This is a genomic window from Flammeovirga yaeyamensis (assembly GCF_018736045.1).
GTDB classification, from domain to species: domain Bacteria; phylum Bacteroidota; class Bacteroidia; order Cytophagales; family Flammeovirgaceae; genus Flammeovirga; species Flammeovirga yaeyamensis.
The window spans coordinates 1265570-1279733 of record NZ_CP076133.1 but is presented as its reverse complement, the minus strand read 5'-3'; the positions used below and the strand labels follow the sequence as shown (position 1 = coordinate 1279733).

General features: G+C 38.3%; 10 protein-coding genes. 1 reads left to right on the top strand and 9 read right to left on the bottom strand.

Annotated elements, in window-relative coordinates:
• Window positions 1-11 precede the first annotated feature (11 nt).
• Entirely contained in the window at window positions 12-1487 is a 1476-nt protein-coding gene (locus KMW28_RS24955; protein ID WP_169663634.1) for a T9SS type A sorting domain-containing protein, read from the top strand.
• A 67-nt stretch (window positions 1488-1554) separates the two neighbouring features.
• On the opposite strand, the gene rocD is transcribed toward KMW28_RS24955, so the two are convergent.
• The 9 genes from rocD to KMW28_RS24910 all read right to left on the bottom strand — a co-directional run bounded on the left by rocD (window position 1555) and on the right by KMW28_RS24910 (window position 14162).
• Entirely contained in the window at window positions 1555-2796 is a 1242-nt protein-coding gene (rocD, locus tag KMW28_RS24950; RefSeq protein ID WP_169663633.1) for an ornithine--oxo-acid transaminase, read from the bottom strand.
• A 130-nt stretch (window positions 2797-2926) separates the two neighbouring features.
• Window positions 2927-4762: a GEVED domain-containing protein gene (locus KMW28_RS24945; protein WP_169663632.1), complete on the bottom strand. Its 1836-nt coding sequence runs from the start codon at window positions 4760-4762 to the stop codon at window positions 2927-2929.
• On the bottom strand, window positions 4752-4904 hold the full coding sequence (locus tag KMW28_RS24940; RefSeq protein WP_158297862.1) for a hypothetical protein: 153 nt from the start codon (window positions 4902-4904) through the stop codon (window positions 4752-4754). The genes KMW28_RS24945 and KMW28_RS24940 overlap by 11 nt, the downstream gene beginning before the upstream one ends.
• A 275-nt stretch (window positions 4905-5179) precedes the next feature.
• A complete protein-coding gene (locus KMW28_RS24935) occupies window positions 5180-6550 on the bottom strand; it encodes a YfcC family protein (protein ID WP_169663631.1) in 1371 nt (456 codons plus the stop codon).
• 9 nt (window positions 6551-6559) lie between these two features.
• Complete coding sequence (locus tag KMW28_RS24930) at window positions 6560-7489, bottom strand: isoaspartyl peptidase/L-asparaginase family protein (RefSeq protein WP_169663630.1); 930 nt, start codon at window positions 7487-7489, stop codon at window positions 6560-6562.
• A 13-nt stretch (window positions 7490-7502) separates the two neighbouring features.
• A complete protein-coding gene (locus tag KMW28_RS24925; RefSeq protein ID WP_169663629.1) occupies window positions 7503-8324 on the bottom strand; it encodes a cyanophycinase in 822 nt (273 codons plus the stop codon).
• Between the two features lie 171 nt (window positions 8325-8495).
• A complete protein-coding gene (locus KMW28_RS24920) occupies window positions 8496-9731 on the bottom strand; it encodes a PKD domain-containing protein (RefSeq protein ID WP_205958159.1) in 1236 nt (411 codons plus the stop codon).
• 68 nt (window positions 9732-9799) lie between these two features.
• On the bottom strand, window positions 9800-11179 hold the full coding sequence (locus tag KMW28_RS24915) for a RagB/SusD family nutrient uptake outer membrane protein (RefSeq protein WP_169663627.1): 1380 nt from the start codon (window positions 11177-11179) through the stop codon (window positions 9800-9802).
• Between the two features lie 13 nt (window positions 11180-11192).
• Entirely contained in the window at window positions 11193-14162 is a 2970-nt protein-coding gene (locus tag KMW28_RS24910; RefSeq protein WP_169663626.1) for a SusC/RagA family TonB-linked outer membrane protein, read from the bottom strand.
• Window positions 14163-14164 lie beyond the last annotated feature (2 nt).

Sequence of the window (14164 nt, the reverse complement as noted above, 5' to 3'; positions counted from 1 at the left end):
AAAATCTGAAAATGAAACATCTATCAATACTTACAATATTAACATTACTGTTTTCGTCTTTAATTCCCCAAGTTTTTGCTCAGGAAGAAATGGAAACTGTAATTCTAGAGGGGGAAGTGAATAATGAAAATTATGAACATAAAAAGATCATTATTACAGGTGAGACTTTCTCTGTAAAGACCAAACTTGACTTAGACGAATGTATTGTTATTATACAATCGTCTCATTTAACAGGTACAGGTGATATTAATATCAATAATGAAGAAGGTTATAACCCAGTTATTCTAACTGCCGATCTTTTAAATATTGATATGAAAAAGTTTGAGGTAAAAAATTCTTTTACAACGATAAAGGCATCATCAGTAATTACTGCAGCCGGATCGCATGTTCGTTTCGAAAATGGATCTTTGACCAATAATAATAGTGTTTGGGAATTGGACGGTCATGTCGATTTTCAAGCACATAATGATGAGGTAACAGGTTATTTACAAGTCAACATGGAGAACGTGATCATCCACGAATTAAGCGATCAAATTCATTATAAAAAAGATGTGGATTGGGAGTTTGTTGGTGGTTGTATTTCATTGCCTGGGTCTGGAGAATTTGTTGAGGATCAAAGTACAGACGAAAGACCAGAATTTATCCCTTGTGATGAATTAACGGATCAAGTCAATTATTTTGAAGGAGACCTAGACAGACAAGGCACGACCACTCTAACATGGGGAATGTTTTCTGAAAGTGAAATAACTTCATATGAAATATATACATCAGAAGATCAAAATACATGGAGTCCTTTAACCGAACAGCAAGCTTCGGGATCAGAAGGTCCAATATCCTATGTTTATACTGATAATGATGATCGTTTTGATAGAGTTTATTTCCGTTTAGATGGTATTAACGGTCAAGGATCAGATCATTTAGATACCGTAAGTATCTATTATGGTGATGACGATCTACCTGTAGAATTGATCTATTTTGACGCGGAAGTATTAGACCAAAGTGTTTTACTGGAATGGGCTACTGCGAGTGAGCAAAACAGTGATTACTTTGAGGTGCAATATTCTCTTGATGAAGAAAATTGGCATTTATTGGATCAAGTGAAAGCCGCTGGTAATAGTTCAACAAGAATTGAATATCAATATGAAGATAAGTTGAGAAACGGCATCGTTTATTACCGTTTAAAACAAGTTGATTTCGATGGTCAGTTTGAATATTTTGGACCTTTAGAGGTTACATTAGAATCCCCCGAAGAATTTGATGTAGTCGCATACCCTGTCCCTCAATATTCTGGACAGGAAATTACCATTACACCCAATAATAACGAACCTTATCAATTATTGATATTCAATCAGATGGGGCAAAATGTATTCTTTAAAGAGGATTTACAAAACGAAACAAGATTGGCGACCACTTGGGGTAGAGGTATGTTTGTGGTGCATATTATTCAAGGTTCACAGAAAGAAATCCTGAAACTACAAATACATTAAACAGACACCGAACATTTGTTCGGTGCCTGAGCATTAGACTCAAGGTGCTAAACACCATATATTCACCTTAAGCCTCTACCAATTCAAAATTCAACACAGTATCTTCAATGATATCCATACATTTTTCGAGTTGACTTTCGGTAATAACCAATGGAGGTGCGAATCGTATTATATTTCCATGAGTGGGTTTTGCTAGAAGTCCTTTATGCATCAATTCGTGACAAATTAAAGTGGCAGTGGCACTGTCTTCGGAATCGTTGACCAACAGTGCATTCAGCAATCCTTTACCACGAACGCCTAATAATAAATCAGTTTGCTTACATAATTTTCGCATTCTCTTTCTAAAGATTTTGCCTAATCTGTAAGCATTTTCTGTTAGTTTTTCATCAATAAGTACGTCCAAAGCTTCCATCATCACAGCACAACCTAATGGGTTTCCACCGTAAGTAGATCCGTGCTGTCCAGGTTTAAAGACATCCATCACTTCAGAAGAGGTTAACACTGCTGAGACGGGATAAAAACCTCCAGAAATCGCTTTTCCTAAGATGATCATATCCGGCTTTATTTCCTCATACTCAGAGGCGAGCAATTTACCTGTTCTACCAACACCTGTCTGCACTTCATCGACCATAAACAACACATTGTAACGGTGACAAAGCTCTTGTGCTTTTCTCAAATAACCTTCATCTGGAAGATATACACCTGCTTCTCCTTGGATAGGTTCCATCCATAAACCAGCTACATTTGGGTTTTGAAGTACCTCTTCCAAAGCCTCTAAATTGTTGTAGGGTACAATCTCAAAACCTGGCATAAACGGACCAAAGTTAGTCGTAGCTACCGGATCTGTAGATGCTGAAATAATCGTAGTTGTTCGACCATGGAAGTTCTTCTCTACACCCACAATGATCGCTTCATTCTTTGGAATTCCTTTTTTCTCATAACCCCACTTTCTTGCTAATTTGATGGCTGTTTCGTTTCCTTCAGCCCCTGTGTTCATCAAAATAGCACGCTCGTAACCAAATAGATTGCATAACTTCTTTTCCGCTAATCCTAACTGATCAGAATAAAAAGCTCTTGAGGTCAAAGTCAATTTCGACGCCTGCTTGATCATCACATTCAAAATTCTAGGATGCACGTGCCCTTGATTCACCGCACTGTAAGCAGATAGAAAATCGTAATATCTTCTGCCTTCCACATCCCAAACATAAACCCCATTTCCTCTTTCGAGCACTACAGGTAGTGGAGCATAATTGTTGGCTCCATATTTTTTCTCTAGGTTGATCGCTTCTTGCGTATAAAATTTCATCATGTTATTCTATTGATTAGATGTGAGAATAAATTGACATTATGAAAAAAACTCTTCAAACCTGTTTAGCCTAGTAAATTAAAACTGTGTAGCGATTGGATTCACTAAACAGATAAGAAGAGTTATATCTTAATTAATTTTTGATGATCTTTTGCACTGATTCCTCTCCATCTTCGATGATTCTGAGGTAATACAATCCATTATTAAGATCTGAAATATCAATAGTGTTTTTAGTCACTTTTCGGAGTTCTCTCCCCAAAGCATCCACCACAACCAAAGTAATATTTGATGCCGTCGAAGGGTAGGTCAATCGCCCATTTGTTGGGTTTGGATACGCCATACTTCCTTCTACTTCTACAGTTGCACCTGCCAATCTTTGAGAGGAACTGTTAGAAATAACTACCGTATAATCTTCTACTTCACCATAGTCCAAAACATCGCAAGGATAAGGGTAGCCATCCGAAGCATATTGCATAGAAACGCGCATTCTTGTAGCTCCCGATAATGCTGTAGAAGGTACCGTAAAACTAGAACTAAACGAACGTCTTGTCTGCTTATATAGTACTTCCTCTGTATTAGCATCAAATACTCCGTCTTGGTTATAATCTATCCAAACCACCACTCTTTCTCTAGAAGATGTATTCGGATCTAAGAAGAAAGTATGACTTCCACCTTTCGTCAAATTAAAACTTACAGAAGTATAATCTCCATATCCATTGTCATTACCAGAGAAGTGATAGTTGCCATCAATTCCAACTTCATCAATAAATTCATAAGAAGTGGAATTACCATAAGACGCACAATATTGAACTCCTCCTGTAGGCGGTGGTGTTCCACCTCCACAACTTGGTGCAGAAGCACCTGTAGAAGCACCACTTCCGTTTAGATAATTAAAACTCGAATAACCATTAGTGGTATACAGATTCATCCATCCACCACCAGAAGCAGTTTCCCAATCGTTAAGACTAAAAGAGTTTCCATTTCCATTTACTGAACCTTGGATGACGTAGGCTTTCACTGCCTCACCGTTCTTATTCCAAACTAAAGGTTGACCCGCCGAAATAGTTTCAGGAGTCGAACAATTCCCCACCATAAAATAGGCTTTCGTAGGATATTGAGTTTGTCCACCATCACCAAAAACCTTGGCATTACCAGAGGCATCAATACATACAAAGGCTGCTTCATCGCAAGCAATTGCATAACGTTGTTGATCGTTCTGATCGCTAATTGTTCGTGCTAAAATACCAAAAGCACGACCGTATCTATTTTCATTTCCAGTACCATGCGTTCTGTCCAAATGCGTATCTGTAATCACATTTGTCAAGTACGGGTTTTGGAGAAAGTCATTATAAAAGAAAGAGTTATTAGTATACTGATGAAAAGGATCATTTAGAATTTCTGATGATAACACCCCCGATGTCGCCGGTGCATAATACGCACCACCCATAATCGCCATACCAGCTGATGTTCCGCCCACAGGCGCCTTTTTGTCGTTTATCAAGTAATTGATAGCATCAGCCACAGCCGTTCCTTTCCAAAGATCCATGTACTCTCTTTGGTCGCCCCCTGCAATAAATAATGCCTCAGCATCTCGAATATACTGTGCTACTGTAGCATTATTTGCTCCGTTGGCTGTTGTAATCGACAACTCTGCTGCAGAACTGATCGAACTACTAAAATTACTCCACACCCAGGAGGCTTGTCCACCTACGGCATCTGTTCTTAGAACGAGGTAATCCCCTCCTCCCGATTGGTTCACAAACCATTGTGTCGCATTCACCTCACCATCTCCTCCTACTTCCGCTCCACCTACCAGCATTGTCGCCTGCTGTGTAGTTACATTTCCGTGTCCATTCCAAGTACCACCTTCCAAAGAAAAGTTGTATCCTTGTCCTAAAGTAAGCGTTGAGATGAGAGAGAGTAAGACTACATAGATAGTCTTGTCAAGAAAGTAATTGTTAATTTTCATAATTGTAATAATTAATAGTGGAGACAATCCTTGGGGCATCGTTCTCTAGTAACATGTCCCATTGTGCCCTAGAGAACTTCGCCCCAGAACTGTCTAATTTTTCAGATAACAACTTCCTCGAATCGCATGAAGTAGACTTCATGTATTCGTAAAAATCATTAGCTTTAATCGAAAGATTTATTTTTTAACCTGAGTTTGTTGAAAAATATTACTCACAGAAAGTGATGTTTATATTTGTCTGATTTTGATATAAATTTCACCAAATCCTTTTGTAAGACAACCAGTATTACTGCAAGAATTTGTCAAAATTTCTATTCAAAATCAGATCAAACTGTGAAAATATTTTTCATCAAACTCAGGTTCACTTTTATAGTTAGTATGTATATGTGTGTGTTGTGATGAGAAATATCTTACTGATTACAATAGATTAAAATAAAGAGGTCCAATTAATAAAATGCCTGCCGCAAACATGAGTAGTAGTAATAAAGGTGCCATCCACTTTACCCAAACATTGTAAGGGATTTTTGCAATGGACAAAACACCCATGGTCACCCCACTTGTTGGTATAATCAGATTGGTTAATCCGTCTCCAAACTGAAATGCCAATACTGCAACTTGTCGTGAAATACCCAATAAATCACTTAATGGAGCCATAATCGGCATGGTTAAGGCCGCCTGACCAGAACCCGATGGAAGTACTGTATTCAGAATACTTTGGAAGACAAACATCGCTTCAGCTGCTGCAAACTTTGGTAATCCGTCCAATAAGCCCGTGATGGAAAACAATATCGTATCAATAATTTTCCCTTCTGTGGCTACAATCAAAATTCCTTTACAAGAAGCAATCACCAAAGCGGCCGTCATCATTTCCTTGGATCCTTTGATGAAGCTTTCACTCATTTTATTTGCTGGAGTGCGACAAATCAATGACGCAATAAAGCCGATGACGAAGAACAAAGCACCAATCTCAGTCATGTACCAATCGAACTTAGTCACTCCAACCACCAACACTCCAATTCCTATGAATAAAAGTGCAACAACAATGGCTTTTTTGTAATTAAAATCGATAGACTTCTCTTGAACATCAAGTGGTTTTTCTTGATTTGGAAGCAAGCTTTTCTCTTTGTTGTTCTCGATTTTTGATACGTAATACATAACATATATCATCCCTATCAAAGTAAAAACAGACCAAACAAATACTCTGTATTCCCAACCTGAGAATAGAGGTATTTCGGCAATCCCTTGTGCAATTCCGATCGTAAACGGATTACTGATCGCACCTGCAAAACCTACCCCTGCACCTACAAAAGGGATAGCAACTCCAACTATGGTATCCAATTTCATGGCCTTGGCCATTGGAATGGTAATCAGGATAAAAATCAAGACCTCCTCTGACATTCCGAAGGTCGCCCCTGCCACAGAGAAACAAACAAAGATAAACGGAATAAGGATCTTCTTATAAGATTTCTTCTTGTTACTCCAAAGAACCAATCTTTGTAAGCCGGCTTCTATAGCATTGGTTTGTGTAAGCATCCCGAATGCACCTCCTACAATAAAAATGAAGGCGATAATTTCGGCAGCACTTACAAAACCATTGATAGGTGCTGTAAAGAAAGAAGCGATACTTTGCGGTTGTGCCTCCACCTTATGATAGGTATTGGGGATGAGCAAATTTCTTCCGTCCACCATTTCTCTTTGATATTCCCCAGCAGAAATGATCCATGTTAGACCAATAAAAAAAGCGAGAATAGTAGAAGATATCACTAAAGTATCTGGTAGCTTCTTCATAATATTTTATTACTTGAAAATGGCAATATTCAATTGTTCATCATCAGATGATGTCCAACCTCTATACATCCCTTCCGAGTTGAAAGATAATTCAATATTTCCTTGATGATCGATGGCAATTACTCCACCTTCGCCTTGCATTTTGACCAACTTATCATGTACAACAATATCTGTTGCTTCTTTCAGTTTACGCTGACCAAACTCCATGTGCGCGGCAATATCACGTGCTACGGTAGCTTTCAAAAAGAACTCTCCATAACCCGTACAAGACACTGCACAACTATCGTTGCTTGCATAGGTACCCGATCCGATCACAGAACTATCACCTAAACGACCAAACCTTTTGTTGACCAATCCTCCTGTTGAAGTGGCTGCTGCTAAGTTGCCGTCCAAATCCAACGCCACGGCACCTACTGTTCCGAACTTGCGTTCACCGTCGTGATCCACCAACATTTGATTCGTTTCTCTAGCCAATAACCATTGCTTATGACGAGATTCTGTAAAGAAGTAATCGTCTTCTACTTCTTCCAAATCATAATCTCTTGCATAATCCAATGCCCCTTTTCCATGTAAATAGACAAAGTCTTCATCGTCGTGAATCTTTCTTGCCAATTGAATCGGGTTCTTGATATGGCGAATACCTGCCACTGCACCTGCTTCCAATGTTTCTCCAGACATAATCGATGCTTCCATTTCGTAAGAACCATCGTGGGCCATTACCGCCCCTTTTCCAGCATTAAACAATGGACAATCTTCTAGTGCAGTTACCGCAATTTCCACTGCTTCTAAAGCAGATCCTCCTTCTGACAAGCACTTTTTAGCTGCATAAAGTACACCTTGTAAAGCAGTGTTGATCTCTGCTTCTTTTTGAGGCGTAATTTCTGAAGGCAATAGTGTTCCAGCTCCTCCATGAATTGCGAGGGCAAATTTATTTTTCATAAATAGAGTCTTCTTATAATTTTATCTTATCGCCGCTTTTCAAAATGCTTACGCTGATTTTTCGAGCTCCGATTTTAGTATCTTTAGTATCAATCTGTTGAGGCTTCTCGATCAATATCACCTGACTTACTCCGACTACCTCAAATTCATTTTGATGTACCAGAATAGCGGTCGACTCGTCGATACCAATACCACGTAATTTTGGGTGATCAATTACGGCCGTCATCAAACGATTGTACCTGCTTCTTTGAATAAAATGTTGGTCGATAATCACTTTATTGATCATGCCCAAGCCTTTCCCATAAATCAAATTATTGCTTTCGATGGAACGGCCTGTATCGTCATAATCAGGATAATTTTTCTCATCACCTGTGATCATCACTTCACTCATCACCGCAGCTCCGGCACTTGTTCCTGCAATCATACCACCGTTCTTATAACAATCGTGAATTGCTTCGTAAATACCCGTTTTTTCGATGCGTTTCATAAATCGGTTTTGATCTCCACCTGTGATGTAGATCAAAGATGCTTTTCTGATGGAATCTAATGCTAATGAAGTCGGTGGCTGTTCAGTAGTATAAAACATGAATGATACGTTATCAAAACCTTGCTTTTTAAACTGTAATACGCCATAATAAGCTGATGTATCTGGCTCGCTACTCGACATAGAAAGCACGATACCATAGCCTTCTTTTAACTTCGCTTCCTCAGTTAATCTCTTGATCAATTCCGGTGGTCGTTTTCCTCCCCCGATGATAAAGAGCTTTCCTTGGGCGAATGTCGAGAAGGACATTAAGCCGATGATGAAAAGTGATAATATGCGCTTTTTATTCATTTTGTTACTTGGTTTATGGTGTTTTTTTAATGGTTCGCAGGGACGTTGCAGTGCAACGTCCGTACATATGTATCGTCCATTCACATACTACCTGTTTTCTAATGCAACGCCCCTGCTAATTAAACCACCTAAGTTAATTTTAAACTTATCTATTTCACCATAAATAGTGAATTAATATAAACCTAACCCTAAAGCATAAGGTCTTAATATTTTAGTATCAGAACCTTCTGGAGTTGGAGCGTTTGTAATGTCTAACAACACTTCGATTTCTGTACCATCAAGGTTTGCTGAAAAGATTTTACCATCCGTTCCATCATCATTATCACCTCTATCAGTCCAATAGATTTTCTCTGTGATTGGATCTACAATTGTACCCCAAACGAAGTTTGAAGGATAATCAACAAATTCGTTCTTAGCTTCAGAGGCAATATCATAGATTGTACCTTTTGATGTGGCATAATCAAAGTAATATAATTTACCGTCTAGGTAAGAAATGTCTCCAGCATCTACACCTTCAACGATTTCTTCTAAACCAGTACCATCAAGGTTTACTTTGTAGATACCTCCACTATAATCGTAAGCATCATTTGCGAAATAGATCACTTCGTTTTCTGCATCATAAGTAATACCCAATGGAAGACTACCTTCTAAGAAACCTGTATTTGTAGAAAACTCAACAAATGCTTTTAGGTCAGAACCATCTAATGCAGAAGTATAAATTCCGCCTTCAGCACCCCAGTATAATCTTCCGTCAATAATTTTTACACCTGCAGGTGCATACATCATATGTTCTTTATCACCTAAATCTGCTACATTTAAAAGAACTGATTTTTCACCGTTTACTAATGCATCATATTTATACATTAATTCATCACCTTGATCAACTACATAAAGGTCTTCATTGTCCAAATCGGCAACAATACCATATGGCTTAAAGTGGCTATCGCCGAATGATTGAATTGTAGGCGTTTCAGCACCATCCAATACGATCATGTGAATCATACCTGTTGCTCTATCTGTGTAATAAAGGGTTGGCAACTTACCTCCTAGCGGATCTTTGATGATGATCGTTTGAGATGAAGTATTTTCTCTACCATCCTCAGCTTTAGCTGTTAATGTTACTTCGTAAGTACCGAAATCTTCGTAGGTATATTCAGGATTTTCGTCTGTAGAAGTTGCACCTTCCATACCGAAATCCCACTCGTAAGTGGCAGCTGCAATAGATGTGTTGTTAAAAGTTACTGTTGCAGGAGCAACGCCTTCATTAGAAATTTCATAATCGAATTTAGCGACTACACTTGCCAAAGGAGGTGTTTCATCTTCTTCAGAACAAGATGTAACGAATAGAAATGACAGTGGCAATATCGCCAATAAATACCTAAAAATTAAGTTAGAGTACGTTTTCATGGTTGTAATTAATTTTTTTGAAAAAATGATAACTGTGGAGAACATCCATAGATGAGAGATATTTAATTTTAATACCCTGGATTTTGATCCTCTTGATTGATTCTTGTATTGGTCTGAATCTCCTTTAGAGGAATGGGATATAAAGTGGCATTTTTAGAAATGCCCAGTGTGGAAGTGGCTCGATCTGTTCTTACCAAATCAGTCCAACGATGACCTTCGAAACAGAATTCCCATCTTCTTTCGTCGAGAATAGTTCGAAGTGGATCGCTACCCAAACTTGTCAGAGGATCATTTGATCTTGATCTTACCTCATTAATCGCCGCTAAGATTTTATCTTGAGCAGCATTTCCTTCCAGCATATAATGTACTTCGGCTTGTATCAAATACATATCTGCTAATCTGACGATAATGATAGCATCTGCCCCATTAGCTGTGTCCTGATATTTAGCCACTCTTTTACTTGTTGCTGTTCCATCTAAAGTAGGGAAATCTTGAAAGATGAAATCCGCTCTTAAATCGTTGCCTTTATATGAATTTTGTAATGAATTAGAGAACGTCACCTCTCCTCTACCACCTAAAGAAATAGGTGATAAATAGTATGACATTCTGTTTCTATCCTGAGCAGAGAAGTTCAATTGGAAGATGACTTCTTTGTTTTCTTTGGTAATGAAAACATTCCCAAACTCAGGCTCCAATTCATAATTCCCTGTTGAAATTACTGCTGTTGCATAATCTAAAGCTTTTTGATAATGTGCATCACTATCTCCTCCATTTTGAAGTAAGTAACTTGCATAGTACAACTCCACTCTTGCCAATAAAGCATCAACCGCTGAAGGACTTACAAAGAAGTTTCCTTTTTCGATAGTCACTTTCTCCTTGGCTGTCATCAAGTCGTCTAACATCAAATTGTATACTTCTTCTACAGTGTTTCTAGGCACATTTATATCCTCTGAAACACCTTGAGTAGAAGTTGATTTATAAGGTACTCCACCATACAACTTCAACACATCAAAATGTGCTAAAGCACGAAGGAAATAAGCCTCACCAATAATGTTGTCTTTTATCGCCTCATCCATAGAGATAGGCACCGCTCTTTCGATAATATTATTAGCAGTATTGATTGCTCCATAGGCGGTTGCCCAAAGGCTTTCAATAGCAGCATTATCACTTAAGATAGAATGATTTTCGAACTGTTGATAGTCCAAAGACGTACCCGTTCTTCTTCCATCATTAGCAGATAATTCGTTCAGAATAAATAAATCTCTTCCGTAATAACTATCTGATTGAAACTCGTTATACAAGCCATTCAAGGCAGAGTTTAAGCCGTTAGCATCTTTGATGGCTTCGTTGGCATCGATCGAAGCTACCGGCTGCACATCTAGATTACTTTCACATCCGAATAGAAAGAAAACCAGGGCAATTTTTGTTATGTAAACTAATTTTTTCATGATTTCTTTTAGATTAGAAGGATACATTTAGACCTGCTGTATAAACTCTAGCATTTGGGTAAGTAAAGAAGTCAGTTCCCATTCTTACTCCATCGTCACCAGCGTAATTTACTTCTGGATCCATACCGGAATAATTGGTTAAAGTGAACAAGTTCTGACCTGAAACATAGACTCTAAGTTTATCAATAAACACCTTTTTGGTGAATGCTTTAGGTAATGTATAACCTAGAGTTACGTTCTTTAATCTCAGATAAGATCCATCTTCAACAAATCGATTCGAAGCTCGGTTATTATTATTAGGATCATTGGCTGTAGCTCTTGGAATGTCTGTCACATCACCCGGCTCTCTCCAACGATTCAGAATAGCTGTAGTTTGATTGTCCTCTCCTTTCATCGACTCCAAATACACTCGAGTACCGTTGTAAATATCGTTACCTACAGAGAAGGTCAATAGAACGTTCATATCAAAGTTTTTCCAGTTGATAGTATTGGTAAATCCACCAAAAAAGTCTGGATGAGGATTACCAATCTCTGTTCTATCCTCTGATGTAATTTCACCATCACCATTGATATCGGCAAAGACAATATCACCTGTAGAAGAATCCACGCCTAATGATTTATATCCATAGAAAATACTGATTGGACTTCCTTCTTCAATTCTGTTATTACCACGACCAATGTTATCGATTGGCTGACCATTATACAGTTTCACCACCTCATTTTTATAAGTGGAAACGTTTAATGATGCTTTCCAATTGAAATCACTTTTTCTAAAGATTTCATAGCCCAATAACACTTCTACCCCTTGGTTTCTCATCTCTCCAATATTTGATATCACAGAAGAGAATCCCGATGTTGGAGGCAAAGGTCTAGATAATAACATGTCGGTAGTTGACTTTTGATACACCTCAGTGGTCAATGTTAGGCGATCGTTCCAGAAACCTAAATCAATACCAATATTGGCTTGTTTTACTGTTTCCCACTTTAAGTTTTCGTTAGGAAGTTGGGATGGTGCAATACCCGGCTGTCCGTTATAATCAGCTCCCGAACCGTACAATGCTTGGTATCTGAAATCGCCAATTGCATCGTTACCTGTTAGACCGTAACTACCTCTCAGTTTAAAATCAGAGAAGAAATCCGAAGTACTCATAAAACCTTCTTCAATCACTCTCCATGCGACCGATGCTGAAGGGAAAGTACCGTAACGGTTGTTTGTTCCAAACTTAGAAGATCCATCTCGTCTTACTGAAAAGGCAAAGATGTATTTATTGGCATAGCTATAGTTCGCTTTAGCAAAGAAGGAATTTAACCCTCTATCCAATCCATAACTATCTGCATCGATAATCTCTGATGCCGATGTGATGTACTTGAATTCTGGTCGAGAGAAATTCTGACCACGGATATAATTACTTCTGTTGTTATAGCTTTCTGAACTAAAGCCAGCCAATACATCTAATTTGTGATTTCCAAAGGACTTCACATATTGTAAAGTGGCATTAACCGTTGTGTTAATTGAAGTATTGTTCGCACTAAAACCAAGACCATTGTAAGAGGCTCCCTGACGTGTTGTTACAGGATCATAACTGTGTTCTCTTAAATGGTAATAGTCAAATCCTACTTGAGTTCTAAAGGTTAACTCTTCTAGTAGGGCAATATCTAAATAAGCATTACCTAAACCTCTGTAAGTATATGCTTTGTTCAAAGCTTCGTTGGCAATCGCTACTGGATTAGCATAGGGTCCATCCTCATTATAGGAACCATCTTCGTTGTACACAGGATAAATCGCTGGCAACGATAACGCATTTGGAAGTGGTGCATTCAACGATTGATCGCCTTCGATACGATCATTTTCAGACATACCAAATTGTAAACTCGTCCCCAATTTCACTTTTTCTGAGAAGTGATGATCGATGTTTGCTCTTAAGTTGGTTCTATCGTACCCACTTCCTTTGATCACACCATCTTGCTTAAAGTAGCTACCCGACAAATAGAAATTAGTTTTCTCATTACCACCTTGAAGTGATAAATCGTATGACGCCATTGGTGCATCTCTAAATACTTCGTTTTGCCAATCCGTATCATAAGGGTAATTATCAATATATTCTTGTGTATATTTTTCTACTCCCAACTGATCGTTCTTATACTCAAACCATTGTTGTTTGTTCAATAGATCTAATCGTTTATACACCTGCTGAACTCCACCAAAAGCATTGAAAGAAATCTTTGTTTTACCAGAAGCACCACGTTTTGTCGTAATCAAAACAACACCATTGGCTGCTCTTGATCCATAAATTGCAGCACCCGCACCATCTTTCAATACTGTAAAAGATTCGATATCTGAAGGCGATAAATCGGATAAGGCACTAATGGTTTGTCCACTAAAACTTACTTGTGAACTGTTTTCAGTAATTACTGGAATACCATCAATAACATATAGTGGCTGATTGGCTGCATTTACAGAACCTACACCTCTTACTCTTACGGATAATGCTCCACCTGGAGTACCAGAGTTGGAGTTGATTTGCACACCTGCTGCCTGACCTGCTAATGCGGCATCTAGCGTACCCACAGGTAAATCTTTCAAAGATTCGCTATCCACTGTTTGAACAGAAGAACTCAAAAGTCTTTTACTTTCTGATGAATAACCGACAACTGTCACCTCTTCCAATTCCTCCATATCCGGAATCATGGAAACGTTTAGTGTCGTCTGATCACCAATCGTAAATTCTTGATTAATCATTCCAATATGATTAAATACCAATAATTTCCCTTTGTCCTCTTCTTTTAATAAAATGGCATATTTACCCTCAATATTGGTCACGGTACCATTTGTGGTTCCTTTAATAAAGACGGTAACACCCGGAATTGGACCTCCGTCGGCATCAGATTTAACTGTGCCACTTAGCGTGAAATCTTGTGCTTGTACTATTCCTATACTAAAGAATAGTAACACAGAAGTGATAAATAGACTAGATAGTTTCATAA